The following is a 26,199-nucleotide window of genomic DNA, read 5'->3' as shown; positions in this document are numbered from 1 at the left end:
TAAGATTTTCCCTATGGAAATCTGGACAGCGCCAAGTTTGGCCTATATAATACGGCCTCTTTTCCCTGATAGCTCAGTTGGTAGAGCGACGGACTGTTAATCCGCAGGTCCCTGGTTCGAGTCCAGGTCGGGGAGCCAGAATTCGGAAGGCCATGTTGAAAAACATGGCCTTTTTTGTTTTCCACCGCCGCCAGCGGGGCTTGCCTGTGCGTGATCGCGTTTTGCGCTATCCTGAATGCATCACTTCAGGAGCACCTTCCCATGACTTGTACCTCCGCCTTGCGCCACATCGTCCTGTGCGACTTCCTCGATGGCATCACGTCTGCCAAGCACGCCGAGCTCGTCTACGAGTTTTCCCAGCTGAAACACCGCATTCCCGGCGTGCGGCAATTCGAATGGGGGCCGAACGTCAGCCCGGAAGGCCTCGACGACGGCTTTACCGATTGCTTCACGCTGACCTTCGATGACGCCGCTGCCCGCGATGGGTACCTGACCCATGCGGCCCACCTGGCCTTTGTCGAGCAGCTCAAGCCATGGCTGGGCCGGGTGCTGGTCGTTGACTACTACCCGCAAGAGCATCCCGGCTGACCGACGGGCAAGGCGCAGCCGGGGAAATACATATTTTTCTCGGGGAAATCTGGACATCGTAAAATTTCCCCTATAGAATGCGGCCTCTTTTCCCTGATAGCTCAGTTGGTAGAGCGACGGACTGTTAATCCGCAGGTCCCTGGTTCGAGTCCAGGTCGGGGAGCCAGAACACGCAGTAGCAGAAAGCCCAGCCTTCACCGGTTGGGCTTTTTGCATTTCTGGGCCGGCGCAGACGCCCGTGTCGCCTGCTCTTGATCCACCGCATGGACCACCAGGCATCTGGCGCTATGCTGGAAGAGATACGGCGTTGGCGGCTCTGTCATCGCTTGCAATTTCCGGGAGGGGCTGACATGGATGACATCGCGCGCGCCGGACCGGCGACGATCGTGCTCGTGCATGGTGGTTTTGTCGACGGGTCCGGCTGGGAAGGTGTTTACCGGGTACTGCGTGACGAAGGCTGTCACGTTGCCATTGTGCAAAACCCAACGCTATCGCTGGCGGACGACGTGGCCGCGACGGGCCGGGTCATCGCCGCAGTACCGGGTCCCGTGGTCCTGGTCGGTCATTCGTATGGGGGCGCCGTGGTCACGCAAGCGGGGAACGATCCCAAGGTCAAAGCATTGGTCTACATCGCGGCGTTTGTGCCGGATCAAGGGGAGTCTGTCGATTCCTTGCTGAAGAATGCCCCGCCTGGCGCGCCGGTGCCGCCGATCTTGCCGCCGCACGATGGCTTCCTGCTGCTCGACCAGAAAAAGTTTGCGGCCGCCTTCGCCGCCGATGTGCCCAGGCACAAGGCCAACTTCATGGCGGCATCGCAAGTGCCCTGGGGGATGGCTGCCTTGACGGGCGTGGTCAGCGCGCCAGCGTGGAGGAGCAAGCCCAGCTGGTACCTGGTCGCGACCGGGGACCAGATGATTGCACCGGCGATGCAGCGCCAGATGGCGGAGCGGGCGGGCTCGACGGTGGTCGAAGTTGCCGGCAGTCATGCCATTTACATTTCGCAAGCCCACGCGGTGGCGTCGCTGATTAGCAAGGCTGCGGCGAGCATTGCCGGCGACTAGGCCGGCAGTGCGCCGGCCAGCCAGTCGGCCCCCGAAAAGGGCCCCATGTCATGGGGCGTTGCATCAGGGCTTGGCAGTCGCATCCAAGGTCTTGATGATGGCTTCTTGAAATTGCACCGGTTCATCCTGGTGTATCTGATGCCCGGAATGCTCGAAGAAAAACAAGCCCTTCCTTGGTGCCTTCAAGGTGTCGAAATACGCTTGCGTGATCCTGGTCGAGGTCTGGATATCGTTTTTGCCGACGAAGAAATACACGGGGCAGTCGACGCTCTTCAAGGTCTTGGGCAAATCAATGTTCATGACCTCGTTCCAGACGGGCGACCAGGTCTTTGACCATTGCAGAAAACCCGTCTTGAAACCTTCGCTCGTCGCAAATGCCTTGCCATCCTTGTAAAAAAGCCATTTCCTTAAATAGAACATGCTTTCGTCACTTGCAAACGGAAAACTGATGCTGTTCAGCTCCTGGCTGGCGACGGCATTGTCCTTGAAGTGCACTTTCAAGGCTTGCAGCAATTCTTTCTCGCTTTCCAGCTGGCTCACGACAGGATTCGACGCGAAATAGGCATGCAGCAGTTCCGGGTGACGCTTGACGATATCAAAGCCCAGGACGTTGCCCCAGGAACTGCCCAGCAAGTATATTTTGTCCTGCTTTAACTCCTTGCGCAGAAATTGGATGACTTGATACGTGTCCTGCTCCATCTGCCCGACGGACGGCTGCGTGGGGGAGGGATTCAGTTTCAAGGTTTTTCCGGCATCCCGCTGGTCCCATTGCACAATCGTAAATCTGCTTTTCAGGAGATTCGTAAAGGCATCCGCCCCCTTGATCATGGAGCTTCCCGGGCCGCCGGATAAAAACAGCAGCACGGGCTTGTTCGCGTCGTCCGTCTTGATTTCCACCACTTGCTTGATGCCGCCAATATCGGGTGTCAGGGTGGTGGTGACTTCCGCGGAAGCGGGTGTCGCTGCCGCCGTGGTTTGCGCCTTGCATGCGTAGAAGGGAATCAGGGCGGTCAAGAGCACTGCCAATGTCATTTTTTTTATCATGGTGTCAGGGTTGGTTTCAGGTTGCTTGCACCGGCGCATTTTGCGCCGCAGTTGAACAGCTAATTTATCGCATGGTTTCCAGCGGGTACGTCGACATGTCTCCTCGTTAAAAAGTTGGGTTTATGAAAATCATTGACCTTGCCCGGCATGCAGCCGCAACGCTTCCAGCGCCAGATATGCGGCTTGCAATTGCGCGGCGATGGCGGCCAGGCCGCTTGCCGCGGGCGCGGGCGGATCGCCGTGGTAAGCCGTGCCGTACTTCGCATGCACGCCGCCTTGCGCGCGCATCGCTTGCAACTGCGCCGCTGTGGCGGCGATGCCGAAGCGGGGCAATACATCGCTGAAGAGGATGTCGGGCAATTGACTGTAGTTAATTAATTGCAACTGTCCTGCCGCCGCATGGGACCGGGCGGCGTTGAGCAGGCTGGCCAGCACGAGGCCCGTATAGCCATCGAGATCGCCCGGCGCCAGCTGGTGTGCGGGCAGCGGCAGCTGTGCCGGGTGCAGCATGCCGGGCACCATCTGCGGGCCGCGCTGGCGCTGGTGCGAGGCCAGCACGGCCAGCGGTTCGCGGTAGACGAACAGGCAGGGCGTGCCGGGAAACGCTTGCCGCAGCAAGTCCAGGCTGTGGATGTGCCAGCAGTCGAACTTGATGAAGAAGTGCGTCTGTGCGCCGGAACGGCGCTGGCCCAGGGCCAGGATGGCCTGGCGCAGCAGGGCCACGCTGGCCGCCGGGTCGGCGCCGTCGTGATGCAGGCGCAGCAGCGAGTCAATGACGGGCGGCTCGGACATCACTATGCATTGCGGCAAGGATGCCAACAGCTGGCTCAGCAGGGTCGAGCCGCAGCGCGAGACGTGGAAGATGAAGGCGTCGGGCGCCAGGCCATCGCCGAGCGTCGCCAGCGCCGCCAGCGGCGTGCGGCAGACGCGGCGCTCCCCGTGCGGCTGGCGCGCCAGGGTATTGACAAAGAAGGCGTCGCTGAAGGGTGTTTTTCCCAGCTCGCGCCAGCACATGGCGGCGTCCGCCCATGTTTCGCCCCGCTCCACGTACAGCGGATACCAGCCGCGCAGGTCCATGCCCTCGTGCCACGTTACCGTCTCGCCCCTGGCCAGCAAGCGTTCCTGCTGGGCCAGGCCCGGCGTGGCGCTCACGGCGCGTTCCCGTCGGCCAGGGCGGCCAGCGCGCTGGCCAGCGCCAGGCTGGCGGGCGAGGGCGATAGCCGCAACTGGGCGATGACGGCCCGCACATTGCCATCGTTGATGCTGGGGTCGCCATACCTGTGGGGCGCTTTCGGCACGAAGCCGGCCGAGGCGAACAGCGCTTCGAGCCAGGCATTGCTGATGCAGTCGAGCACGAGGTGGATGCGCGGCGTCGCGCCCCGGTTGTGCACCGCGTGCAGGCAGCTGGCATCCATGTACCAGGCGTGCCCGGCCGTGAAGTGGACGGTCTCACCATCGATGGTAAACAGCACCTGCGGCGAGGTGTGGATGGGGATATGGATGCGGACGAGGCCATCGGCCAGCGACATGCCGGCGTCGCGGTGCTCGCGGATGAGGGTGCCCGGCGCCAGCGCCATCAGGCGCGCGGCGTGAAGCTCGCATGCGAAGCTGGCAAGCACCTCGCGCAGGCAGGGGCAGCGCGCCAGTTGCGGCGTGGCGGCATAGGCGGGGCCGTTGACGGGCATGATATCGCCGGCTGCTCCGCCTGGCGAGCGCAGCGGTATGCAGCTCCAGCCCGTGTCGTAGGCGCCCGTGTTGAAATGGCTGATCCACTCGCCGGCGGCGAACTGGTCGCTGTCGCCCTGCATGCGCGCCACGTCGAAGCGCAGCGGCAGTTGCAGCCAGGTGCTGGGCGGATTCGGCGCCGGCACTATGGCGCGCTCCATTCCAGTTGCTCCTGCACCTCGTTTTCCCCGCGCAGGCGAAAGCCCAGCCGCTGGTACAGTGCGCGCGCGGCGGCGTTGCCCTTGTTGACGGCAAGGTGGATCTGCCATTGCTCCGCAGCGGCTTGCGCCTGCAGGCCGCGCAGCACGGCGCTGCCGGCGCCCTGGCCTTGCGCGGCGGGCAGGATGGCGATGTCGACCAGGTGCAGCACCTGATTCCGGCGCTCCAGGATCAGGCGGCCGATGGGCGTGTCGCCGTGCTGCAGCACCAGGTACACGGCGTGCGGATACGTCTGGCGATAGCCGTGGCTTTGCATGCGCTGCTGCATGGCGATCAGCTGTTCGATGACGGCGGGCGCGGCCGGCATCTGGCGCAGGTCGTCGCGCGTGGAGCCGTACAGCGCGGCGGCAAAGCCTTCGTCGTCATCGCGCTGGACGCGCAACTGGTAGGGGGCGGGCAGGCTGGCGAGGGCGGAAAGCGGCAAGGCGTGCATCGGTGCTCCGGTAGGTGGTTGCGATGGCGGCAAATGAGCAGGCATGTATTTATTTGCTATGCTGCCAATTTTTCCGCGTACTTGCAATCATTTCAAGGAGGCCGCCATGCATTCTGTCTTTATCCCGCCTCGCCCGTGGAGTCGCGCGTGAATCCGGCGCGCGCGGAACTGGCCGCCATTGCGGCCGCGCTGTGCGATCCGCAGCGCTCCCTGGCCAGCCTGGTCGGTGAAACGGTGCAGCTGCGCCAGCTCGTCGAGCGCCATTCGCGCCTGTCCATGGACCGGCAGGACGGCTTGCGCGATGGCGAAAGTTTTCTGCCCAGCGGCTGGGCCATCTCGCCCGTGCAGGCGGGACTGTGCGCGCGCGAGCCATACCGCAGTGCCGCCTTCATCCAGGGCCTGGCGCAGGCCGTGCGCGAGCGCCTGGACGTGAGCGGCGGGCGGCCCGTGCGGGTGCTGTATGCGGGTTGCGGCCCGTTCGCCCTGCTGGCCTTGCCGGTGATGGCCGTGCTGGATGCGCAGTTGGTGCAGTTTTCCATCCTCGACGTGCATGCCGAGACCCTGGCGTATGCGCGCGACCTGATCGCAGTCCTGGGCCTGGACAGCCACGTCGCCGAGTACCTGTGCGCCGACGCGGCCGCCTGCCGCATTCCTGCCGGCGCCATGCCGGACGTGATCGTCAGCGAAACCATGAATACGGCGCTGGGCAAGGAGCCGCAGGTGGCCATCCTGCGCAACCTGCACGCGCAAGCGCCCGCGGCGACGCTGCTGCCGGCGGCCGTCACCGTGCACCTGGGCCTGGACCGGCGCGCGCCGGATGCGCCGTGCACCGACTGGGGCCGCGTGTTTACCCTCGATGCGGACGCCTTGCGCGCCTGGCAGGATGAAGGGGGCGACAGCCTGCCGGCCGCCAGCATCCGCCTGCCCGACGTGCTGGAACAGGCGCCGCGATTGCTGACGCGCATCCGCGTGCATGGCGACATCGTCCTGGGCGACCATGAGTGCAGCCTGAACCTGCCCCTGGCCTTGCCCGGCAAGCCCAGCCTGGCCGGCGGCAGCGTGCTCGACTTCCATTACCGCCTGGGCAACCAGCCGGGACTGGCGTTTTGCCTGCGCAGAATGCCTGAATCCATACCGGAATTGCCCAGGGTAGTGTCTCAGTAGTAGTACTACATTGGCAGACTATTTACTTCTGTAGGATAATATGGAACCGGTTCCATCTATGCGCAAATGCAATGTAGCGCAATCATCGAAGTCAATAAAATAACAAGTCTTGCGGGAGTCTCATGAACCATCCAGGCACTGAACCATCTGCAACATCCGTTTCATCCCTTCCTCGCATCAGCCGCCGCCACGCCCTGATCGGCCTGGCCGCCCTGCTGGCGCAGGCCGGTTTCTGGAGCAATCCCCTGTCCGCCGCCATGCAGGCGCCGGCCAGCGCTCCGGCCACCGGCCTGGCGCCCGCCACCATGCTGTTCTACACCTTGTCGCAAACGATCACGGGCCACCGCGACCTGTCCGCCGCGACGGCGGCGCGCATCGAGCAAGCCATGCGCACCAACGTGCCCGGCTTTGCCGACCGCTTGCCGCAGCTGGGCGCGCTGCTCGTCACGGGCCAGGAAGCCAAGGCCCTGCTGGCGGCCGCCAGCGCCGCCGATGCGGGTCTGCGCGAGCTGGCGCTGGCCATCGTTGCCGCCTGGTACACGGGCACCGTCGCCGGAAATGCGGCGCAGGGCACGAAGTCCATCGTCGTCGCGTATGCGGAAGCGTTGATGTACCGCACGGTGGCCAATGGCCAGGTCGTGCCGACTTACTGCAATTACGGCCCCCTGTGGTGGCTGAAGGCGCCGCCCGCCGTGGGCGTCTCCGCGCCCGTGGCGCCAAAACCCGTACCGGCCCCGGCCACCACCGGCACTCCCGAAACCAAAGGCAAGCAAGCAAAATGAAATCACCCCAATTCAAGAGTAATGGCGACGTCGTCGCCGATGTCGTCATCGTCGGAACCGGCGTCGTCGGCGCCATGATGGCCGACCAGCTGGCCGCACAGGGTCACTCCGTGATCATGCTGGAAGCGGGCTTGCGCATCGAGCGGGGCCAAGCAGTGGAAAACTGGCGCAACATGCCGTTCGAGAACCGCGTCGGTTCCGATTTCCAGGGCCTGTATCCGCAGGCGGACAACGCGCCCGCGCCGCTGTATTTTCCAAAAAACAACTATGTGGAATTGTCCGGCCCCAGCGGCAGCAGTTTCCAGCAGGGCTATCTGCGCACGGTGGGCGGCACGACCTGGCACTGGGCCGCATCGTGCTGGCGCCATTTGCCGTCCGACATGCGCATGAAAAGCGATTACGGGGTAGGGCGCGACTGGGCCATCTCCTACGATGAGCTGGAACCGTACTATTGCCGCGCCGAGCAGGAAATGGGCGTGGCCGGCCCCAACGATCCGGCGCTGCAGTCGCCCAGCGAGCGCAGCGCGCCGTATCCGATGGACATGGTGCCCTGGGGCTATGGCGACAAGCGCTTTGCCGAAGTGGTCAACCCGCACGGCTACCGTTCCGTGCCGATTCCGCAAGGCCGCTCGACGCGCCCATGGCAGGGACGCCCGACTTGCTGCGGCAATAACAATTGCCAGCCGATCTGCCCCATCGGCGCCATGTACAACGGCATCCACCACGTGGAGCGGGCCGAGCTGAAGGGCGCGGGCGTGCTGGCCGAGGCCGTCGTCTACCGCATCGACACGGACCACAACAACCGCGTGACGGCCGTGCACTGGTATGACGCGAAGAAACAGTCGCACATGGCGACCGGCAAGGCCTTCGTGATTGCCTGCAATGGCATCGAAACGCCCCGTTTGCTGCTGCTGGCGGCGAACCAGAACAATCCGAACGGCATCGCCAACAGTTCCGACCAGGTGGGCCGCAACATGATGGACCACTCGGGTTTCCACTGTACCTTCCTCGCCAATGAACCGATCTGGACGGGCCGCGGCCCGGCGCAGAGCAGCTGCCTGGTGGGGCCGCGCGACGGCGCCTTCCGCGCGCAGTATTCGGCCAACAAGATGATCTTGAACAATATCACCCGCGTGGGACCTGCTACCCAGCAATCCTTGAAGCTGGGCCTGGTGGGCAAGGACCTCGACGATGAAATCCGCCGCCGCGCCGCGTTCGGCGTGGACCTGTCGATCAGCCTGGAGCCGCTGCCGGAAGCGCACAACCGTTTGACATTGAGCAAGACGCGCAAGGACCCGCTGGGCCTGGCCTGCCCGGACATCTACTATGACGTGGGCGACTATGTGCGCGATGGCGCGAAGGCCGCGCATGCGCAGCTGGAGCACATCGGCAAGCTGTTCGGCGCCGTGGAATTCCATATCACCGACAGCCTGAATGCGAATAACCACATCATGGGCGGCGTCATCATGGGTTCCAATCGCGCCGATTCCGTGGTCGACGGCAATTGCCGCGCCCATGATCACGCCAACCTGTGGCTGCCCGGCGGCGGCGCCATGCCGTCGGCCAGCGTCGTCAACACCACCCTCAGCATGGCCGCGCTCGGTTTGCGCGCGGCCGACGACATCGCCCGCACCCTGGCAAGGGCGGCAGCATGATGCGCCGCCTGTCCTTCGCTCTCGGCCTGGCCTTGCTGGCCGGCGGCGCCATCGCTGCCGTGCCTGCCTCGGCGCCGCCCGTCACCCTGACGCCGGACCGTCCCGCCGCGCCCGTGGCCGCCAAGCCCGATGCGCGCCTCGAGCGGGGCCGCTACCTGGCCATCGCCGCCGACTGCATGGCTTGCCATACGGCAGCGGGCGGCAAGCCGTATGCGGGCGGCTACGCCATCGACTCGCCCCTGGGCACGATCTACGCGACGAATATCACGCCGTCGAAACAAGGCGGCATCGGCCGCTACACGGAAGCCGACTTTGCGCGCGCGCTGCGCGAAGGCGTGCGCGCCGATGGCAGCCATCTGTATCCCGCCATGCCCTACACCAGCTATGCGCAGCTGACGGATGCGGACGTGGGCGACCTGTATTACTACTTCATGCAGGCCGTTCAACCCGTCGACGCGCCGGCGCGCCAGACGGCCTTGCCATTCCCGTTCAATGTGCGCTTGTCCATGCTGGGATGGAATACTTTGTTCCTGGACAATAAACGCTTCGTGCCGGACCCCACGAAGAGCGCGCAGATCAACCGCGGCGCCTACCTGGCCGAAGGCTTGGCGCACTGCAGCGCCTGCCATACGCCGCGCAACGCGCTGATGGCGGAAATCGGCAGCCAGAACCTGGCGGGCGCGTCGCTCGGTTCCTGGCATGCGCCGAATATCACGTCCGACAAGGTCAGCGGCATCGGCGCGTGGACGGATGCGGAACTCACGGCTTACCTGAAGACGGGCCACGTGGAAGGCAAGGGGCAGGCGGCGGGCGGCATGGCCGAAGCCATCCAGAACAGCCTGCAGTTTTTGCGCGACGACGACGTGGCCGCCATCGTGGCCTGGCTGCGCACGGTGCCGCCCGTGCGCGCGCCGGGGCAGACGCAAGCCGCCTTCAGCCATGGCAGCGCCGCCAGCGAAGAGCCGCTGCTGCGCGGCATGGCCAGTTCCACCGAGCGCCATTCGCTCAACAGCGGCGCGATCCTGTTTTCCGGCTACTGCGCCAGTTGCCATTCGGCCAGCGGTGCCGGCAGCACGGGCCAGGCGTATCCCGCCCTGTTCAACAACACGGCGACGGGCGGCAGCACGCCGGCCAACCTGGTCTCGGCCATCTTGTTTGGCGTCGAGCGCAAGATCGAAGGGGAAGAGCACGAAGCGTTCATGCCCCGTTTCGACCAGCGTTCGTATGTGCAACCCTTGACGGACGAGCAGATCGCCGCTATCGCCAATTACGTGCTGAAGCAGTATGGCAATCCGGATGTGTCCGTCACGCCCGCGTATGTGGCGCAGGCGCGCAGCGGCGGCGAGAAGCCCGTGCTGGCGCGCGCACAACCGTTCATGCTGCCGGGCGGCATCGTGGGAATCTTGCTGTTGATCGCGCTGTTTGTATTGCTGCGCCGGCGCCGCCAGCGCAAGGAATAAGTGTCGAAACGGCGGCGAATATGAACGTTGGGCGCAACTTGCAGTAAAATGCAGGCTGAAAAATGGTTACGAGCAATCGTAGCCATTTTTTATTCTGGCCCGATCCCGGCAATTGTTTTCGTCTTATTTGAAAATTGACAATGTCCCATTCCCTGCATCACCAATTTTTGCGTTTCGCCGCCGTCGGCGCTTCCGGCACGGCCGTGCAATACAGCGTGCTGTGGGGCGGCGTGGAATGGGCCGGCATCAATGCCGCCGCCGCGTCCGGCATCGGCTACATCCTCGGTTCCATCGTCAACTACCTCCTCAATTACTTTTTCACGTTCAAGAGCGACAAGGGCCATGGCGAGGCCGCCAGCAAGTATTTCACCCTGCTGGGCATCGGCTGGTGCATCAATACGGGCCTGATGTGGCTGCTGGTACACCAGCTGGGCTGGTATTACTGGCTGGCGCAGGTGCTGGCGACGGGAATCGGGCTGGTCTGGAATTTCGCGGGCAGCCGCTGGTGGGCCTTCAAGCCGGCGGGCGCAGCGGGAAAGTAGTCATTTCGTCATAAAAAGAGGCGCACTGGCCACACGCAGGCGCCCGGTTTTACCAAAACAAGGGGTTAATCATGCAGTTCCTGGAACGCTATTTCAAACTGAAGGACAACGGAACCAATGTGCGCACGGAGCTGCTGGCCGGCCTGACCACGTTCCTGACGATGGCCTACATCATCTTCGTCAACCCGTCCATCCTCGGCGACGCGGGCATGCCGAAAGACTCCGTCTTTGTTGCCACCTGCCTGGCGGCCGCCATCGGCACCCTGATCATGGGCCTGTACGCGAACTATCCGATCGCGCTGGCGCCGGGCATGGGCTTGAATGCGTATTTCTCGTACACGGTGGTCAAGGGCATGGGCATGAGCTGGGAAGTGGCGCTGGGCGCCGTCTTCATTTCCGGCTGCCTGTTCATCCTGGTCAGCCTGTTCAAGGTGCGCGAGATGATCATCAACAGCATTCCGCCCGCGCTGCGCACGGCCATCACCGTCGGTATCGGCTTGTTCCTGGCGATTATTTCCCTGAAAAGCGCCGGCGTGGTGGTATCGAACCCGGCCACCATCATCGCCCTGGGCGACTTGCACCAGGCGGCACCCATCCTGGCCATCCTCGGCTTTTTCATCATCGTCGCGCTGGACCGCCTGAAAGTGCCGGGCGCGATCCTGATCGGCATCCTCACCATCACCGTCGCCAGCTTCTTCTTTGGCGGCAACCAGTTCAACGGCATCGTTTCGACGCCGCCCGCCATCGAGCCGACCTTGTTCAAGCTCGACATCATGGGCGCGTTGTCGATCGGCATCGTTAACGTGGTGCTGGTATTTTTCCTGGTGGAATTGTTCGATGCGACGGGCACCCTGATGGGCGTGGCCAACCGTGCCGGCTTGTTAAAAGACGGCAAGATGGAACGCATGAACAAGGCCTTGCTGGCCGACAGCACGGCGATCGCGGCAGGCGCCTGCCTGGGGACGTCCAGCACCACGGCCTTCGTGGAAAGTGCTGCCGGCGTGCAAGCGGGCGGCCGCACGGGCTTGACGGCCGTGGCCGTTGCATTGTTGTTCCTGGGCAGCCTGTTCTTCGCCCCGCTGGCGCACACGGTGCCGCCGTATGCGACGGCGCCGGCGCTGCTGTACGTGGCGTGCTTGATGCTGCGCGAACTGACTTTCATCGACTGGGATGACAGCACGGAAAGCATTCCTGCCGCTATCACGGCCTTGATGATGCCATTTACGTACTCCGTGGCCAGCGGCGTCGCCTTCGGCTTCATCACCTATGCGGTATTGAAATTGTTGACGGGCAAGGGCAAGCAAGTGTCGGTGGTGGCTTACATCATTGCAGCCATCTTCCTGTTCAAGTTTATCTACCTGGGCGAATAGCGGGGAGGGCAGGGCCGGAGCCGCGCGTCCGGTACTGCTATCGAAAAAGCGGCAATCGCAAAAAGGCCGCCCGTGCATCCGCAGGGGCGGCCTTTTTTGATGACGGGGCCTACATCAGCAGCGCGGCCACCAGGTCTTTCCTGTCGTCGCTGGCGCTGCCGTCGAAGCGCAAGGCCGCTTCCACGTGCGACAGGTGCTCGACCATCAGGCGCGCCGCCAGGTCCGCGTCGCCGCTGCGCGCCGCCTCGAGAAAGCGGCCGTGTTCGTCGTACGAGCAGGCGGCGGCGTGGCCGGACTGGTACAGCATGGTGATGAGCGAGCTGCGGCCCACCAGTTCGCGCACGATGTCGCGCAGGACGGCGTTGCCGGCGATATCGGCCAGCAAGACGTGGAAGTCGCCCAGCAGTTGCGAACGCAGCGGCGTCGCTTGCGCCAGCGCCAGGCGTTCCGCCTTCAGGTGGCGCTCCAGCATCCGGTAGTCGGCAGGCTTGGCCCGCGCGACGAATTCGCGCGCCAGGGCCGCTTCGATGACGCGTCGCGCGGCAAAGATGTCGCGCGCCTCCGCCTCGGTCGGCTGGCTGACGAAGGCGCCCTTGTCGGGCACCATGCGGATCAATTTATCTTTTGAAAGAATGAGCAGGGCGGCGCGGATCTTGGTGCGGCTGACGCCATACAGCCGGCACAGCGCTTCTTCGCGCAGCCGGGTGCCAGGCGGCAATTGGCGCGCCACGATGGCGGCCGCCATATGCTCGGCAATTTCCGCCGAGCTGTCGCCGCTGCCGGGTTTGTCCACCAGGGTTGCGCTTGATTCTGTCATGTCGGGTGAGAGCAGTAAGCCAGGGGCAAGGTGAGCTTGCAAGCGCATGTCCGCGCGGCGGCGTGGTTGACGCCCCGTTGCCGGCATGCCGTTGTGCGCCTTCCATATCGGCAAGGCCTGGCTATTCTACTATCTTGCGTGACGCCGCGCAGACGGGCGCACCCATCTGGCGAGGCTGGCCCGCCGGCGGCCTGTTTTACTGCTCATGCAGCAACCATGTCGTAACGACTGGACATGGGAAATTTTGACGTATATAATTCGGCCTCCTTTCCCTGATAGCTCAGTTGGTAGAGCGACGGACTGTTAATCCGCAGGTCCCTGGTTCGAGTCCAGGTCGGGGAGCCAGAACAAGCAGCAGCAAAGGGCCACGTGGCAACACGTGGCCCTTTTGTCATGCGCGCACGGTTTTCCGTTCACGCTGGCCATGCCGTGTTAGCGGCGTGCGCGACGCCGGCCCGCTGCTGGCAGGGGGCGCGCAGTGTTTCCCGGATCAGGGATCGACAAACACGTCGAAACGCACCTTGAGCGGGCTGCCCCACGAGATTTCCACCCAGGCCCGGAAGCCGCCGTTGTATGGCGCAATGTTGTACACGGCCATGCGGGCGGCGCCAATGAAACGGTCCTGGGCAGTGGCGCCGTATTCGCTGATGTTGAGGAAGACGCGCGAATTGGCTTTCACGTTGGCATTGGCGAAGTTGACCGAAGGATGCACGCCGTTGGCCGTCCACGTGTAGTAGGTGGTGAAGGCGGCGGGGCTCAGGTTCAAGTCCTGCGCGGCCGCGCCTTTGGCGCTTTGGCCTTCCTGTTCCATCGGCAGCTCGGTTTCTTCCAGTGCCAGGTTGCTGCCGGTGCGATGTTCTACTTTCATTTCCATGATGTACTCCTGATCGATAGTTTGGACGCCGCGCCTGTCGTCGTGCGGCAAGACGCCCTATCTGTTGCCGTGACGGCCAGTGTCACGTCCTGGCTGATAAGGTAGCCGCCTGCTCCATGCTGTGGGAGTAAGCTATTCTAGGCAAACGCGCGGGCAAAAAGGGGGCGGTGCCACCGGAAAAACGGCGCTCGCTTGTGCTGGCGCAAACACCTTGCAGGCAGGCGTCAAGATCTTTTCCCGTAGGCTATTTTTACGGGGCGCCACGCATGTCGCGCAGGACAATGGCACAATAGGCCCAGCCGACCTGCCGATGCGGAAACCGTTGCGAGCCTAGCCCATGCCGATACTGAACCTGAGTGCCGAAACCGATATCTATTACGAATTGATCGACGGCGACCCCGCCAAGCCCTGCCTGGTGTTTCTGCACGAGGGACTCGGTTGCTGTGCGATGTGGAAAGATTTTCCCGCGCAGCTATGTCAGGCGACGGGGTGCCGCGGCTTGCTGTACGACCGCCACGGCTATGGCCAGTCGTCGCCGCTGGCGGCGCGCCGGCAGCTCCATTATTTGCACGATTACGCACTGTGCGAGCTGCCGCAAGTGCTGGCGGCACTGCTGCCGGGACAGGATCATTTTCTCGTCGGCCATTCCGATGGCGGCAGCATCGCCCTGATCTATGCGGCGCAGCAGCCGCCCCGCTTGCGCGGCATCATCACCGAAGCGGCGCACGTGTTTGTCGAGGGCATCACGCTCGAGGGCATCCGCGTGGCGGACGCGGCGTTTGGCGCGGGCAAGCTGCGCGCGCTGGCGAAATACCATGGCGACAAGACGGAGACCATCTTCAAGGCCTGGTCGGATACTTGGCTCAGCTATGGTTTCCAGTTCTGGAACATCGAGTACCTGCTGCCTTCCGTCGAATGCCCGGCGCTGGTGGTGCAGGGCAGCGAGGACCAGTACGGCAGCGCGGCCCAGGTCGACACGATCGTGGCGCAGGCGCTCAACGCCGTGCCCGCCATGGTCGAGCAGTGCGGCCATACGCCGCACCAGGAGCAGCCGCAGGCATTGCTGGCGCTGATGGAAGGCTTTTTGCAAGGCCGTATGGACGCGGCCACGCATCCGAGACACACATGAGTTCCTCAATGGCAGGCGGGATCGCTGTCCCAGCGGCCCGAGCAGATGCGCGAGCGGCACAGCATGCCTTCGATCAAGCCCAGCTGCTTGCAGCGCCGTAACAGTTCCGCCGTTTCCTGTTCCTGTTCCTGCTCCTGTTCCTGCCTGCGCAGCACCACGTCGCGCACGGGCGCCGCCGTGCCTTCTTGCCGGTGCGCATGGGCCACCATCGCCGTCAGCAAGGCGACGTCGCTGTCGCCGGGCGCGGCAGCCGGCCTCGCTCCTTGTGGTCGCGCGGTCGCCTGGCGCAAGGGCGGCGGCGTCTTGCGCGGCGCGTTCGCGGCCGCCGCCTCGGGCAAGGGCGGTGCCGCCGTATTGACGATGGTGGCCGCCTGCGCCGCCTGTGGCGGCACCGTTGGCGCCGGCATTGCGGGCGGCGCCATGGCGGTGGCGGGCGCCGCCGGCCGGGGCCGCGGCAAGACCTCCGTATCGTAGGCGAACACGGCCGTGATCAGCACCGCCAGGCACAGCGCGCCAACGGCCCCATGCCGCCAGCCGGGGCGCCAGCGCAGGGCCGGCATGGCTGCGGGCGCGGCGACGCCGTGTTCGAGCTGCGACAGGATGCCCTTGCCTTCGATGCGCGCGCCAGCCGCGCCGGCCTTGCCCAGCAGGTCGGGACCGCGCGCCTGGCCATCCCCGGTTTTCAGTAAAGACAAAATATCACCTCCGCAGTGGATCAAATTCGACTGACCTTGATGTAAACCGCGCTCATGCGGGCCGCGGACGCCTACGATCTAGCGATACCGCCGAGCACGCTGCCCGGCCCCGCCGATTCCCCGTCACGGAGCGCCCCATGTTCGTCGCCCTGGTCCTGATGTATTTCTTGCTCGCCTGTTTTGCCTGCTGGCTGCTGCTGTTTCCCGGCGGCCGCGCCATCGTGCTGCACACGCTCGTCAACCTGGGCTGGCGCATGCAGCGGCGCGCGCAGCACTTGAAGGGCGGCAGCGGCGCGCAGTGGCAGCGCGTGCAACGCTACACGGGCTCGGGCATGGCGCGCGCCTGGCAACTGCTGTGGCGGCACCGCTGGCTGAGCCTGGCGGGCAGCGTGCTGGTCATCGTGCCGCCGCTGCTGGCCTGGCTGTCCAGCGACCGCATCGCGCTGCGCGGCTATGCCGACCAGCAACACGTCATCAATGACCAGGTCAGCGACTTGCTGAAAGGCGAGCAGCTGGTGCCGCCGCCGGCCTTGCCGCCGCTGCTGTTTTCCACGGCGGAAGTGACGCAGCTGCGCCCGCTGCTGGGCGGCGCCAGCCGCAACTGGCAATTGCTCGACCACGATTACGCGCAGCGTTTGCTGCTGGTCTTCAAGATCATGAAGGACGTGCATGGTTACGACATGGTCTTGCTGGAAGGCTATCGCAGTCCCGCGCGCCAGGACCAGCTGGCGGCGGCCGGCCCGAACGTGACGAACGCGAGGGCGTTTCAAAGCTATCACCAGTATGGCTTGGCGGCCGATTGCGCATTCATGCATGAAGGAAAGCTCATCATTTCTGAAAAAAATGCCTGGGCCATGCGCGGCTACCGCTTATATGGCGTGACGGCCGAATCGGTGGGTCTGCGCTGGGGCGGGCGCTGGACCATGATGGACTTCGGCCACACGGATTTGCCGCAACCGCGCGTGCTGGGCAAGTAAGCCGCGCCAGCCATTCTAGCGCCGGGCGGCGGCCGGATTTTCACAGCTGCAAGCTTGCTTGCGCAGCGTCAAGGGCACAGCGGCGCCTGCCGCGCGCTGGCGCCTGGTACTTGTCATATGTCAACAATGGCGCGCCGCATTGCTGTCAGCATGGGCCGACTCTGCCTCGCTGCGCGGCGGCGTTCCTCCTGCTTTGCGACCTCACCCTGGGCTCATCATGCTGCGACAAATCTGGCATTTCCTCACCGACAGCCGCAATCTGACCGTCCTTGGCTTCGTGGCGCTGGCCGTGTTCCTGTACCTGGGCGCCGAAGTGCTGGAAGTGGCGCTGATCTGGGCGCTGGCCTTGCTGTTGCTGGCCTTTGTCACCTGGCTGGGCCTGTGGCTGTGGCGCCGGCGCCGCGCGCGGCGCGATGCGCAGGCGCTGGGCCAGGCCATCCTCAACGAGGCCGAGATCGCCGCCGCGCAAGCGGCCTCGGCGTCGACGGCCAGCAGCACGCAGCAGGGCGAACTGGGCGCCGTGCGCACGGGCATGCTGGCCGCCATCGAGACCATCAAGACGTCCAAGCTGGGCATCAAGTCGGGCGCCGCCGCCCTGTATGAATTGCCGTGGTACATGATCATCGGCAATCCGGCCGCCGGCAAGAGCAGCGCCATCCTGCATTCGGGACTGCAATTTCCCTTCGCCGACGGCAAGATCGTGCAAGGCGTGGGCGGCACGCGCAACTGCGACTGGTTTTTCACCACGGACGGCATCGTGCTCGACACGGCGGGACGCTATTCCGTCGTCGACGAGCACCGCGGCGAGTGGTTCGGCTTTCTCGACCTGCTGAAAAAATACCGGCGCAAGGCGCCCATCAACGGCATCCTCATCGCTGTCAGCATCGCCGAACTGCGCGGCGACCCCGATGTCGGCATGCAACTGGCGCGCAGCCTGCGCAAGCGCGTGCAGGACGTCATCGAACGCCTGGAAGTGTTCGCGCCCCTGTACATCGTGTTTACCAAGGCGGACTTGATCGCCGGCTTCACGGAGTTTTTCGCCGATGCCGAACGCAGCGAGCGCGAGCGCGTCTGGGGCGCCACCATGCCTTACCAGCGCAAGCTGCCGACGGCCGACCTGCTGGCGTTCTTCGACCAGGGTTTCGATGAATTGCACGATGGCTTGACGGAGCTGAGCCTGGCCAACATGGCGCACCGGCAACGCAAGACGATGGCGCCCGGGGTCTTCACCTTTCCGCTCGAATTCGCCGCCATCAAGCCGGCCCTGCGCGCCTTCATCGCCACCCTGTTCGAGGAAAACCCGTTCCAGTTCCAGCCCGTGTTCCGCGGCTTTTACTTTACCAGCGCGCTGCAGGAGGGCGAGCCCGTCAGTGCTTCCTCGCAGCAGGTGGCGCGCCGCTTCGACCTGGCGTTCGCGCCGGCCCCGGCCACGGTGCCATCGGGCGCGCGCCAGCATGGCTATTTCCTGCTGGACCTGTTCCGCAAGGTGATTTTTGCCGACAAGCACCTGGTGGCCAACTATGCCAACCGCGCCAGGCTGCGCTTCAAGTATGCCGTATTCTTCGCCGCGACGGTGTCGCTGGGCGCCTGCCTGGGCGGCTGGAGCTGGTCCTACCTGGGCAACCGGCAACTGGTGGCCAACGTCGAGGCCGATCTGAACAAGGTGGTGAAGCTGCAGGAGCGGCGCCTGGACTTGCAGTCGCGCCTGGAAGCGCTGGAGATCTTGCAGGACCGCATCGAGCAGCTGGAAGCGTACCGCACGCAACGGCCCTGGTCCTTGCGCCTGGGCCTGTACCAGGGGGATTTGCTCGAACGCAAGCTGCGCGAAGAGTACTTTTCCGGCGCGCGCCAGGTCATGCTCACCCCCGTGGCGGGCGCGCTGGAAGCCCTGCTGTTTGAAATGAACGCCAGCGCCGACCAGTTGCAGCCCACGGCGCGCACCCCGCAGACGCCGGCCGCCGCTTCCGTAGCGCCTTCCGCCGCGGCGCGCGGCGTGCAGTACCAGGCGGCCAGCGCGACGAACGTGGAAGATGCCTACAACGCGCTGAAGACCTATCTGATGCTGGCCGATAAGTCGCATGCGGAAAGCAGCCACCTGAACGACCAGCTGACGCGCTTCTGGCGCGGCTGGCTGGAGGGTAACCGGGGCGCCATGCCGCGCGAACAGATGATACGCAGCGCCGAACGGCTGCTGACGTTTTACCTGGCGCAGGTCGGCGACCCATCCTGGCCGCGCATCGAGCCGAAGCTGGCGCTGGTCGACCAGGCGCGCGAAAACCTGCGCCGCGTGGTGCGCGGCATGCCGGCGCGCGAACGCGTGTATGCCGACGTCAAGGCGCGCGCCTCGACGCGCTTTCCCGGCATGACGGTGGCGCGCATCGTCGGCGAACAGGATCAGGCGCTGCTGGCGGGCAGTCACGCCGTCTCCGGCGCCTTTACGCGCCAGGCGTGGGAAAAGTTCGTCGAAGGCGCGTTTCGCGACGCCGCCAACCGCGAGCTGCAAAGCGCCGACTGGGTGCTGAAAAGCGCCACCACCGACGACCTGACCCTGGAAGGCAGTCCGGAGCAGATCGAGAAAAACCTGGTGGCCATGTACAAGGCCGACTACGCGCGCGAGTGGCAAAAATTCGTGCAGGGCGTCGCCGTCGCCGACCTGAAAGGCTTTGACGGCGCCGTGCAGGCGATGAACCGCCTGGGCGACCCGCAGTCGTCGCCGGTCGCCAGACTGCTGACGACCATTTACGAGGAAACCTCGTGGGACAACCCGGCGCTGCAGAATGCCCAGTTGCGCAAGGCCGAGCGGGGCCTCGTCGCCTGGTTCAAGGAAACCGTGCTGCGCCGCGCGCCGTCGCAACTGACGTCCAATCCCGGTCTCAATGCGCAGCTCGACCCGGCCCGCCTGGACAAGCCCATGGGCCCCGTGGGCCGCGAATTTGCCGGCGTGGGCAAGCTGGTGGCGGCCAGGGACAACAATGCCTCCCTGATGCGCGCCTACCTGGAAGCGCTGTCGAAACTGCGCAGCCGCTTGAACCAGTTGAAGAACCAGGGCGATCCCGGGCCGGGCGCGCGCCAGTTCATGCAGCAGACCCTGGAGGGCAGCGGTTCCGAACTGGCCGACGCCCTGAAACTGGTCGACGAGCAGCTGCTCACGGGGATGAGCGACGCGCAAAAGCAGGCGATCCGTCCCATCCTCGTGCGCCCGCTGATGCAGACCTTCGCCGTCATCGTCGCGCCGGCCGAACTCGATATCAACAAGACCTGGGCGGCGCAAGTGTATGAGCCGTTCCAGAAATCGCTGGCGAACAAATATCCGTTCGCGCCCACGGCGCGCATCGAGGCGAGCAATCTGGAGATCGGCCAGTTCTTCGGCCCGGAAGGCCTGGTGGCGAAATTCGTCACGACGTCCATGGGACCGCTGGTGGTGCGGCGCGGCGACGTGCTGGCGCCGCGCACCTGGGCCGACATGGGCATCAGCCTGTCGCCGCAGGTGGTGGCGCGCTTTCCCGGCTGGATCGCGCCGCTGGGCGCCGGCGGCGTGGCGGCCACGTCGACGGCGGCGCAAACCGTCTTCCAGATCCAGCCATCGCCCGCGCCGGGCACGCTGGAATACACGGTGGAGATCGACGGCCAGCAGCTACGCTACCGCAACACCCCGGCGCAGTGGACGAACATGGTGCATCCGGGCCCGCAGGGCGCGGCGGGAGGGCAGGGGGCGCGCATCACGGCCGTCACCTTCGACGGGCGCACGGTGGAACTGTTCAACGAGCCGGGCCAGTTCGGCTTGAAGCGCATGATCGATGCGGCGGCCAAGAAGCGCAAGGATGGCGGCGTGTTCGAACTGCGCTGGGCGCGCGGCGAGGTGGCCGTGGCGGTCGACCTGAAAATCACCAGCAGCGCCGAGACGGCGGGCGCCGGCGCGGGCGGGGCTGCGGCGGTGCAGGAGCAGGGTTTTCGCGGCATGCAGCTGCCCGAGACCGTCGTCGGCACGCCCGGCGCTTCCGCCGCGCCCGCGCCGGCGATGGCCGGCGTTGCTGCCGTTGCCGTAGCCGCAGCGGGAATGGCGCCATGATGCGCGGGCAACAGCAGGTGCGTCTCGGCTATTTTGGCAAGATCCCCGCGCGCGGCGATTTCATCAAGGCTTGCGACAATCACGCGCTGGTGCAGCTGCTCGACGACTGGCTGGCGCAGGTCATGACCGCCCTGACGGTGGAGCCGCGCTGGAAGCTCAATTACGACGCCTTGCCGCCGCTGCGCTTTGCCTTCGTCGGCACGCGCAGCCGGCGCGCCATCGCCGGGCGCCTGGAAGCGAGCAGCGACCAGTCGCTGCGGCGCTTTCCCTTCATGGCCATGGGCGCGCTGGAAGTCGATGACGCGGAAGCCTTTGTCGCCTGCAGCCCGCTGGTGCTGGCGCCCCTGTGGCAGCGCGTGGAGCAACTGTCGCAAGGCATCGTGGCCAGCGCCGAACCGTTGCCGGCCCTGTTGGCGCTGGCCGGCAACGTGGTCGACATCGAACCGGCCGCGCCGCGCCACGCGGCGCGCCTGGCCGCCTTTTTGCAGGCGCAGACGCTGCATGGCCTGCAGGCGATGCTGGCTTCGCCCGCGTTTCCCGTGACGGTGCGCGAATTGCTGCTGGGCCTGGGCCTGCTGCTGCGGCCCGTGCGCCAGAGCGGCTTGCCGCGCCTGGAGAAAAGCCTGGTGCTGCCGTTGCCGCAGGACGCGCAGCTGCGCGAACTGGTGGCCAGCTTCTGGCTGCACCTGATCGCGCCCTTCCTGCGCCAGGCCGACTTCGAACTGGCGCTGTTCTTTTCCCACCTCGACGAGGCGCCCGTGCTGGTGATCGGCTTTTGCGGCGCCGACCCGCACGGCTTGCGCGCGCTGATCGATCCGCAGGCCGGCTGCGAACGGCTGATCGTCTTCGACCAGCTCGACTGGGTCGAGGAGCAGCTGGGACACGATGCGGCGCTACGCCAGTTTTCCGCCTGCCTGCAGCAGGAGCAGCTGTCGCTGCGCTCGGCCTGCGCCATGTTTGCCGATACCTTTGCCTGAAGGATTGCGATGAAATCTCCCGTCATTTTCCTGCTGCCGCTGCTGCTCGCCGCCCCCCCTTGCCACGCCCAGGCGCAGGCGCCCCAGACGCCGATGCCGGGGCAGATCCTCGTCACGGGCACCCTGGCCGACGAGGCGGGCAAGGCGGCCGTGCTGGCCCGCCTGCGCGAACTGTATGGCGCCGAGCGCGTGGTCGACCAGATCGCCATCGGCAACGTGGCCGTGCCGGCCAACTGGAACGGCTACGTGCAAAAGCTGATCGCGCCGAACCTGAAGCTCATTTCACGGGGGCAGATCAGCATCGACGGCAACAACGTCAGCGTGCGCGGCGAAGTGGCGAACGAGGCGCAGCGCCAGCAGATCGCCAGCGACATCGCCACCAGCCTCAATCCCACCTACATCGTCAACAATGGCTTGCGGGTCAAGGCGGCCGAGGCCGAGCAAGGCTTGCTCGATGCGGCGCTGGACAGGCGCATCATCGAATTCGACAGCGGCAAGGCGTCCATCACGCCGGCCGGCCTGGCCATCCTCGACGAGATGGCGGCCGCCATGCTCAGGCTGCGGGGCCGCAAGGTGGAGGTGATCGGCCACACGGACGACACGGGCCTGCGCGCCAGCAATGTGGCCCTGAGCCAGGCGCGCGCCGAAGCCGTGCGCGCCTACCTGGCCAGCAAGGGCGTCGTCGCCGATACGGTGCTGGTGTCGGGCCAGGGGCCGGACCGCCCCGTGGCCAGCAACGCCACGGCCGACGGCCGGGCGAGAAACCGGCGCATCGAGTTCCGTATTGCGCAATAGATTGGCTTGACGCCTCACAGAACCGTAGCGAGCGGATGAGAGTTGTGGCCGAGAAGCGCAGGTGTGCGAATGCACGGGGACGCCGAGTCATTGAGCATCGCAGGCCGCAAATCTCGACGCGCAGTAGGTTCTGTGAGGTGTTCAGGGCAGTGTGATCGTGAGGTGCGCCGGGCGCGGCGCCAGCTTGACCAGGTCCGCATACGCGGCCAGGGTTGTTTGCGTGCCGCGCGTCAGATGCGTTTTCAGGCCCAGGTAGGCGCAGATGGCCAGCAGGGCGAAAAAGCTCGACAGCACCCACAGCGGCACGTCGCTGCCGCGTTTGTTGACCACCTGGTCGGGGCGTTCCGCGCGCGGCGCGAAGCCGCGGCTCTTGCCCTTGATGTGGGCGATTTCATCGCCCAGGCGCGCCGTCAGGTAGCTGAGTTTTTCGCCGCCGTCGATCGCATACTTGCCCTGGAATCCCAGCAACAGGCACATATGGAAGACCTGCAGCGCCTGCACGCGCATGGCGCCCTTGCCGCGCAGGGCGTCGAGGCGGTCGAAAAAATGTTCGCCGGCCAGCTGGTCACCGAAGATCAGCAGCTGCAGCGGGCGCCGCTCCCACTGCTTGCGCAGCGTGAAGGGCGAGGCCAGGATGATTTCATCGACGGCCGCGCAGAATGCATATTTGGCCGCCTCGATATCGTCGCCGTCGGCGCGGATCTTTTTCGCCTCGCGTTCGAAGTCGTCGAGGAAGGCCGTGATGCGGTCCATGAAGCCTTGCTCGTCGCCGGGCGCCGAACCGTGCTTCAGCATGAACAGCATGTAAAAGCCTTCATGCATCAGGTCCAGCAGGGCGCTGCCGGCATGCCGGGCGCCGGCAGGGGCGGGGCCGCGTGGTCCCAGCAGGGAAGGCGCCGCGCGCCGTTCGATGAGCTGGCTCATGCCGTCACCGCGATCAGTTCCAGCTGCAGGTCGCGTATGCCGGCCGGCACGTACACGGAAATCGATTGCGCCTTGAGCATCTGCTCGTACAGCGCGCCGCGGTTTTCAATCGCAAAATAATAGGTGTCGGGCCGCACGGGGATGGCCGCCGGCACTTGCGGCGCATGCGACAATTTCAGGCCGGGCATGGCCGTGAGCACGCATTTTTCCACGTCGTCGGGCGCGCCCACCTTCACGCGCAGCGGCACCACGTCGACCAGTTCGATGGCCGGCATGGCGGCGCGGATCGCCAGGTACAAGGTGGTGTGCTGGTCGATCTTGCCCGAATCGAGCTTGCCCAGGTAGTACGACGGCTGTTCTTCCAGCAGGGCGATGGAAAAATACTTCGACGAGATGACGGTGTCGAGCAGTTCGCGGATGATGCCGTCGATGGCGTCGAAGCAGGCGCCCGGCTGCGCGTGGTCGTAGGTGGGCAGGCTGGCCAGGGTGTAATGCTTGGAGTAGCTGAGCAGGCCGCCCGCCAGGCCCAGCAGCGCTTCGTACAGGCGCTCCGGATGCAGGGCCGGATGGCGCACGTAATGCATCAGCGCGGCGGCGGCCGTGCTGACCGTGTGCAGCAGCCAGAACGAGGACACGTCGCCGGAGCGGAATTCGATCACGTTGCGGCTCGGTTCCCGGTGGTGGCCGTGCAGCGCGCTCACCTTCGCCTGCAAGGCGTCGAGCAGGTGTTCCAGCACGCCCTGCAGGCGCGGCGCGCCGGCGATCGCCAGGCTGGGCGCCATGAACGAGGGCACTGGCTCGAAGCCGCCCGACACCGTGCGCCGCAGGGCGATCAGCGGCAGGCAGTCGTAGGAGCCGCGCGCCTCGCTGTCGGGAATCAGGCGCACGCTCTTCTTCAGGTAAGCCACGTCGGCCACGGCGGACTCCGTGAACAGGTCGGGCGTGGCGCGCAGCGTGTGCGCAAAGCGCGTGGCCGCCGGCGTGCCCGCCGTTGACGCCTGCGCCGTGTAATTCATGCCTTCGCCGTTCAGGATGGGCAGCGCCGCGTAATACGTCACTTCCTGCACCGCCGGCGGCAGCGCTTCCAGGTCCACCGGCGGGGGCAGGGTATCGCTGCCCGTTGCGCCGTCGCCCAGCGCCTCGAACACTTCGCCGTCGCGGAAGATCGCCGACAGGGCTTGCAGGCGCAAGGTGCCCGTCTTCAGCGCCGCCAGGTCCCATTCCATGTGCGCCACGCCCCACAGGTAGGGATGCAGCGCGCTGGCCGTGTGATGCAGGCGCGCTTCGTGATATTGATCCTGGCGCTGGAAATGCTGCGGCCGCAGGAACAGGCCCTCTCCCCACAAGACTTTCGCTGCCATGCCCATTGCGTTTCTCCTTGAATGTGTGGCGTGCCGCTGCCGCCGCTGCTGCGTTAGCGGCAGCGCAGGGTGGACAGCGGCGCCATGCCGCCGTCCATGCCGGCCACGCTGAGCGCGCAGGCGTGCAGGCCGACGGTGATGCCGCCGCGTTCCGCGTCGGCGGCGGCAAAGGTGGCGCGCCAGCGCTGCGCCGCAGGCGCGCGGAACAGGGCCACGACGCCGATGAAATACGCTTCCTTGCTGACTTTTTCCTGCACCTCGTAGCGCTGGCCCGGCACCAGCAGCACTCCCTTCACTTCCATCAGGTCGGCGCCCAGCGCCGTCTTTTCGCGCTGCGTGTCGAGGAAGCTGTCGTACGGCGCCTGCTCGAAGGCGGCGCTCTGGCGCAGCTTGTAGATGCGCGCCACCAGCGCCAGCGGCCGGCCGTCGGCATCCGTGTTGAGGCGCTGCGCCGCATGCAGGCGGATGCTGACATTGCGCGGCGGCTTTTGCGCGTCGGGCAGTTCGGGCGGCGGCTTGGCCGCGCCGGCCATCTGCAGCGCCGCGTTGGCCAGGGTGCCGATGGCGCCGCCCGCGCAGCCGGCCAGCGGCAACGCCAGCAGCAGTAGCGCGGCGGTGCGGGCCAGGCGGCGGAGCGGGGCGTCAAATGGCATGGCTGCTCTTTGCAAAAAATGGTGCGTGGAAATGAAAGTGCTGCAGTCATTTAAACGCATGCAGGGGCGACCTACTTGCGTTGGCGCAAAATCAGTCAGCGATCAAGACAATTACTGCGCCAGATCAGGTTTCATGTCGCTGTACGCGGCTGTGATGTGGAACTTCTTCTTTGCTGATTAATCTCAATCTGGCAAAAAAATTGGCGATCAATAATGGCCTCCACCAAGGCGCCGCCCATCTTTCCCAGCGGTAGCGTCCTCCACGTGAAGGAATGCCCCGATGAAGCCAGCCACCGTGTTGCCCCGTATTGCCTGCCTCGCCAGCGCCTTGCTGCTGGCCGCCTGCGCCTCGCCGGACCAGCCGGCGCCGAAGAAACCTGCCGCGCCGACCCTGGCGCAAGTGATGAGCGACGCCGATGCGGCGGCGCGCGCCGGCCAGTACGAACGGGCCATGATCCTGCTCAAGGGCGGCAGCAGCAGCTACCCCGCCGACAAGGCGCCGTGGCTGCAAATGGCGCAGATGAAGTTCGACCGCGGCCAGTACGGCGACGCCATCGGCCATGCGCTCGAAGCGCTGGAGCGCGACCCGGACGACAAGGTCGCCAACAGCATCGTCGCCGTCAGCGGCTTGCGCCTGTCCGGCAAGGCGCTGGCCGACCTGTCGCGGCAAAACAATCTGAACGGCTCGCTGCGTTCGGAAGCGCAGGACCTGGCCAAGCTGCTGCGCGCGAGCATCGGCGAAGACGTGCTGGTGCCGCCGGCCAAGCGTCCGCCGGCGGCCGGCAAGCGCGCCGCCGGTTCCGGCACGCCGGCGGCGAAGGGCGCGGCGCAAGGCAGCGCGGCCGACCCGTTCAGCGGCCTGAAATAAGCCGGCATCCCCACCAT

The 26,199-nt window shown here is 65.5% G+C and carries 24 protein-coding genes and 3 tRNA genes; 17 read left to right on the top strand and 10 right to left on the bottom strand.

Features of this window, described 5'->3' with window-relative positions:
* Positions 1-62 precede the first annotated feature (62 nt).
* From O3299_RS12645 to O3299_RS12630, 4 genes are all read left to right on the top strand, one after another.
* Positions 63-138: transfer RNA gene (locus O3299_RS12645), tRNA-Asn, on the top strand.
* Between the two features lie 123 nt (positions 139-261).
* The gene (locus O3299_RS12640; protein WP_251352090.1) at positions 262-588 is read left to right on the top strand and encodes a Dabb family protein; all 327 of its coding nucleotides are present in this window, start codon (positions 262-264) and stop codon (positions 586-588) included.
* A gap of 90 nt (positions 589-678) precedes the next feature.
* Positions 679-754: transfer RNA gene (locus O3299_RS12635), tRNA-Asn, on the top strand.
* 184 nt (positions 755-938) lie between these two features.
* On the top strand, positions 939-1,649 hold the full coding sequence (locus O3299_RS12630; protein ID WP_305062445.1) for an alpha/beta hydrolase: 711 nt from the start codon (positions 939-941) through the stop codon (positions 1,647-1,649).
* A 63-nt stretch (positions 1,650-1,712) separates the two neighbouring features.
* On the opposite strand, the gene O3299_RS12625 is transcribed toward O3299_RS12630, so the two are convergent.
* The 4 genes from O3299_RS12625 to O3299_RS12610 form a co-directional block, all read right to left on the bottom strand.
* Positions 1,713-2,681, bottom strand: a complete 969-nt coding sequence (locus tag O3299_RS12625; protein WP_099667104.1) for an alpha/beta fold hydrolase — start codon at positions 2,679-2,681, stop codon at positions 1,713-1,715.
* Positions 2,682-2,822: 141 nt separating this feature from the next.
* Positions 2,823-3,845 (bottom strand): sulfotransferase, encoded by a 1,023-nt coding sequence (locus O3299_RS12620; RefSeq protein WP_305062444.1) that lies wholly within the window; start codon positions 3,843-3,845, stop codon positions 2,823-2,825.
* A complete protein-coding gene (locus tag O3299_RS12615; protein ID WP_305052757.1) occupies positions 3,842-4,579 on the bottom strand; it encodes an aspartyl/asparaginyl beta-hydroxylase domain-containing protein in 738 nt (245 codons plus the stop codon). Before O3299_RS12615 ends, O3299_RS12620 begins: the two co-directional genes overlap by 4 nt.
* Entirely contained in the window at positions 4,564-5,070 is a 507-nt protein-coding gene (locus O3299_RS12610) for an N-acetyltransferase (protein ID WP_289910851.1), read from the bottom strand. The genes O3299_RS12615 and O3299_RS12610 overlap by 16 nt, the downstream gene beginning before the upstream one ends.
* A 147-nt stretch (positions 5,071-5,217) precedes the next feature.
* Between O3299_RS12610 and O3299_RS12605 the strand changes: the two genes are divergently transcribed.
* The 6 genes from O3299_RS12605 to O3299_RS12580 all read left to right on the top strand — a co-directional run bounded on the left by O3299_RS12605 (position 5,218) and on the right by O3299_RS12580 (position 12,043).
* Positions 5,218-6,234 (top strand): hypothetical protein, encoded by a 1,017-nt coding sequence (locus O3299_RS12605; protein WP_305062443.1) that lies wholly within the window; start codon positions 5,218-5,220, stop codon positions 6,232-6,234.
* A gap of 122 nt (positions 6,235-6,356) precedes the next feature.
* Positions 6,357-7,016 (top strand): sugar dehydrogenase complex small subunit, encoded by a 660-nt coding sequence (locus O3299_RS12600; RefSeq protein ID WP_305062442.1) that lies wholly within the window; start codon positions 6,357-6,359, stop codon positions 7,014-7,016.
* Complete coding sequence (locus O3299_RS12595; RefSeq protein ID WP_305062441.1) at positions 7,013-8,671, top strand: GMC family oxidoreductase; 1,659 nt, start codon at positions 7,013-7,015, stop codon at positions 8,669-8,671. Before O3299_RS12600 ends, O3299_RS12595 begins: the two co-directional genes overlap by 4 nt.
* Positions 8,668-10,131, top strand: a complete 1,464-nt coding sequence (locus tag O3299_RS12590; RefSeq protein WP_305062440.1) for a cytochrome c — start codon at positions 8,668-8,670, stop codon at positions 10,129-10,131. Before O3299_RS12595 ends, O3299_RS12590 begins: the two co-directional genes overlap by 4 nt.
* A gap of 140 nt (positions 10,132-10,271) precedes the next feature.
* A complete protein-coding gene (locus O3299_RS12585; protein ID WP_289916478.1) occupies positions 10,272-10,673 on the top strand; it encodes a GtrA family protein in 402 nt (133 codons plus the stop codon).
* Positions 10,674-10,744: 71 nt separating this feature from the next.
* Positions 10,745-12,043, top strand: coding sequence for an NCS2 family permease (locus O3299_RS12580; RefSeq protein WP_092606241.1), 1,299 nt, complete (start codon positions 10,745-10,747; stop codon positions 12,041-12,043).
* Positions 12,044-12,152: 109 nt separating this feature from the next.
* On the opposite strand, the gene O3299_RS12575 is transcribed toward O3299_RS12580, so the two are convergent.
* Entirely contained in the window at positions 12,153-12,860 is a 708-nt protein-coding gene (locus O3299_RS12575; RefSeq protein ID WP_305062439.1) for a GntR family transcriptional regulator, read from the bottom strand.
* Between the two features lie 269 nt (positions 12,861-13,129).
* Here O3299_RS12575 and O3299_RS12570 point away from each other — a divergent pair.
* Positions 13,130-13,205, top strand: a tRNA-Asn gene (locus O3299_RS12570).
* A 145-nt stretch (positions 13,206-13,350) separates the two neighbouring features.
* Here the strand turns inward: O3299_RS12570 and O3299_RS12565 are convergent.
* A complete protein-coding gene (locus O3299_RS12565; RefSeq protein WP_251351372.1) occupies positions 13,351-13,734 on the bottom strand; it encodes a hypothetical protein in 384 nt (127 codons plus the stop codon).
* A gap of 337 nt (positions 13,735-14,071) precedes the next feature.
* On the opposite strand from O3299_RS12565, the gene O3299_RS12560 reads away from it, so the two are divergent.
* Positions 14,072-14,863 carry an alpha/beta fold hydrolase gene (locus O3299_RS12560; RefSeq protein WP_251351373.1) on the top strand — a complete coding sequence of 264 codons (792 nt, stop codon included), beginning with the start codon at positions 14,072-14,074 and terminating at the stop codon, positions 14,861-14,863.
* A 5-nt stretch (positions 14,864-14,868) separates the two neighbouring features.
* Here O3299_RS12560 and O3299_RS12555 read toward each other — a convergent pair whose 3' ends face one another.
* Positions 14,869-15,558: a hypothetical protein gene (locus O3299_RS12555; protein ID WP_305062438.1), complete on the bottom strand. Its 690-nt coding sequence runs from the start codon at positions 15,556-15,558 to the stop codon at positions 14,869-14,871.
* 137 nt (positions 15,559-15,695) lie between these two features.
* Between O3299_RS12555 and O3299_RS12550 the strand changes: the two genes are divergently transcribed.
* The 4 genes from O3299_RS12550 (at position 15,696) to O3299_RS12535 (ending at position 22,376) form a co-directional block, all read left to right on the top strand.
* The gene (locus tag O3299_RS12550; RefSeq protein ID WP_305062437.1) at positions 15,696-16,535 is read left to right on the top strand and encodes a M15 family metallopeptidase; all 840 of its coding nucleotides are present in this window, start codon (positions 15,696-15,698) and stop codon (positions 16,533-16,535) included.
* 217 nt (positions 16,536-16,752) lie between these two features.
* On the top strand, positions 16,753-20,604 hold the full coding sequence (gene tssM, locus O3299_RS12545; protein ID WP_305062436.1) for a type VI secretion system membrane subunit TssM: 3,852 nt from the start codon (positions 16,753-16,755) through the stop codon (positions 20,602-20,604).
* On the top strand, positions 20,601-21,581 hold the full coding sequence (gene tagF, locus O3299_RS12540) for a type VI secretion system-associated protein TagF (RefSeq protein ID WP_305062435.1): 981 nt from the start codon (positions 20,601-20,603) through the stop codon (positions 21,579-21,581). Before tssM ends, tagF begins: the two co-directional genes overlap by 4 nt.
* 9 nt (positions 21,582-21,590) lie before the next feature.
* Positions 21,591-22,376, top strand: a complete 786-nt coding sequence (locus O3299_RS12535; RefSeq protein ID WP_305062434.1) for an OmpA family protein — start codon at positions 21,591-21,593, stop codon at positions 22,374-22,376.
* A gap of 141 nt (positions 22,377-22,517) precedes the next feature.
* Here O3299_RS12535 and icmH read toward each other — a convergent pair whose 3' ends face one another.
* The 3 genes from icmH to tssJ are packed head-to-tail and all read right to left on the bottom strand — an operon-like array spanning position 22,518 to position 25,314.
* Positions 22,518-23,300, bottom strand: coding sequence for a type IVB secretion system protein IcmH/DotU (gene icmH / locus O3299_RS12530; protein ID WP_305056234.1), 783 nt, complete (start codon positions 23,298-23,300; stop codon positions 22,518-22,520).
* Positions 23,297-24,667: a type VI secretion system baseplate subunit TssK gene (tssK, locus tag O3299_RS12525; protein ID WP_305062433.1), complete on the bottom strand. Its 1,371-nt coding sequence runs from the start codon at positions 24,665-24,667 to the stop codon at positions 23,297-23,299. Before tssK ends, icmH begins: the two co-directional genes overlap by 4 nt.
* A 47-nt stretch (positions 24,668-24,714) precedes the next feature.
* The gene (gene tssJ / locus O3299_RS12520; RefSeq protein WP_305062432.1) at positions 24,715-25,314 is read right to left on the bottom strand and encodes a type VI secretion system lipoprotein TssJ; all 600 of its coding nucleotides are present in this window, start codon (positions 25,312-25,314) and stop codon (positions 24,715-24,717) included.
* Positions 25,315-25,594: 280 nt separating this feature from the next.
* Here tssJ and O3299_RS12515 point away from each other — a divergent pair, with 280 nt between their 5' ends.
* Entirely contained in the window at positions 25,595-26,182 is a 588-nt protein-coding gene (locus O3299_RS12515; protein ID WP_305062431.1) for a hypothetical protein, read from the top strand.
* Positions 26,183-26,199 lie beyond the last annotated feature (17 nt).

The organism is Janthinobacterium sp. SUN176, from assembly GCF_030587335.1.
GTDB classification, from domain to species: domain Bacteria; phylum Pseudomonadota; class Gammaproteobacteria; order Burkholderiales; family Burkholderiaceae_D; genus Janthinobacterium; species Janthinobacterium kumbetense.
The sequence above is the reverse complement of the archived record's forward strand: the minus strand, read 5'-3'. Positions and strand labels throughout refer to the sequence as shown.

What these genes read in the sequence shown, in the direction of transcription:
- O3299_RS12640 (WP_251352090.1), top strand. Translation starts at nt 262, where the DNA reads ATGACTTGTACCTCCGCCTTGCGCCACATCGTCCTGTGCGACTTCCTC.
- O3299_RS12630 (WP_305062445.1), top strand. Translation starts at nt 939, where the DNA reads ATGGATGACATCGCGCGCGCCGGACCGGCGACGATCGTGCTCGTGCAT.
- O3299_RS12625 (WP_099667104.1), bottom strand. Translation starts at nt 2,681, where the DNA reads ATGACATTGGCAGTGCTCTTGACCGCCCTGATTCCCTTCTACGCATGC.
- O3299_RS12615 (WP_305052757.1), bottom strand. Translation starts at nt 4,579, where the DNA reads ATGGAGCGCGCCATAGTGCCGGCGCCGAATCCGCCCAGCACCTGGCTG.
- O3299_RS12610 (WP_289910851.1), bottom strand. Translation starts at nt 5,070, where the DNA reads ATGCACGCCTTGCCGCTTTCCGCCCTCGCCAGCCTGCCCGCCCCCTAC.
- O3299_RS12600 (WP_305062442.1), top strand. Translation starts at nt 6,357, where the DNA reads ATGAACCATCCAGGCACTGAACCATCTGCAACATCCGTTTCATCCCTT.
- O3299_RS12595 (WP_305062441.1), top strand. Translation starts at nt 7,013, where the DNA reads ATGAAATCACCCCAATTCAAGAGTAATGGCGACGTCGTCGCCGATGTC.
- O3299_RS12590 (WP_305062440.1), top strand. Translation starts at nt 8,668, where the DNA reads ATGATGCGCCGCCTGTCCTTCGCTCTCGGCCTGGCCTTGCTGGCCGGC.
- O3299_RS12585 (WP_289916478.1), top strand. Translation starts at nt 10,272, where the DNA reads ATGTCCCATTCCCTGCATCACCAATTTTTGCGTTTCGCCGCCGTCGGC.
- O3299_RS12580 (WP_092606241.1), top strand. Translation starts at nt 10,745, where the DNA reads ATGCAGTTCCTGGAACGCTATTTCAAACTGAAGGACAACGGAACCAAT.
- O3299_RS12575 (WP_305062439.1), bottom strand. Translation starts at nt 12,860, where the DNA reads ATGACAGAATCAAGCGCAACCCTGGTGGACAAACCCGGCAGCGGCGAC.
- O3299_RS12565 (WP_251351372.1), bottom strand. Translation starts at nt 13,734, where the DNA reads ATGGAAATGAAAGTAGAACATCGCACCGGCAGCAACCTGGCACTGGAA.
- O3299_RS12560 (WP_251351373.1), top strand. Translation starts at nt 14,072, where the DNA reads ATGCCGATACTGAACCTGAGTGCCGAAACCGATATCTATTACGAATTG.
- O3299_RS12550 (WP_305062437.1), top strand. Translation starts at nt 15,696, where the DNA reads ATGTTCGTCGCCCTGGTCCTGATGTATTTCTTGCTCGCCTGTTTTGCC.
- tssM (WP_305062436.1), top strand. Translation starts at nt 16,753, where the DNA reads ATGCTGCGACAAATCTGGCATTTCCTCACCGACAGCCGCAATCTGACC.
- tagF (WP_305062435.1), top strand. Translation starts at nt 20,601, where the DNA reads ATGATGCGCGGGCAACAGCAGGTGCGTCTCGGCTATTTTGGCAAGATC.
- O3299_RS12535 (WP_305062434.1), top strand. Translation starts at nt 21,591, where the DNA reads ATGAAATCTCCCGTCATTTTCCTGCTGCCGCTGCTGCTCGCCGCCCCC.
- icmH (WP_305056234.1), bottom strand. Translation starts at nt 23,300, where the DNA reads ATGAGCCAGCTCATCGAACGGCGCGCGGCGCCTTCCCTGCTGGGACCA.
- tssK (WP_305062433.1), bottom strand. Translation starts at nt 24,667, where the DNA reads ATGGGCATGGCAGCGAAAGTCTTGTGGGGAGAGGGCCTGTTCCTGCGG.
- tssJ (WP_305062432.1), bottom strand. Translation starts at nt 25,314, where the DNA reads ATGCCATTTGACGCCCCGCTCCGCCGCCTGGCCCGCACCGCCGCGCTA.
- O3299_RS12515 (WP_305062431.1), top strand. Translation starts at nt 25,595, where the DNA reads ATGAAGCCAGCCACCGTGTTGCCCCGTATTGCCTGCCTCGCCAGCGCC.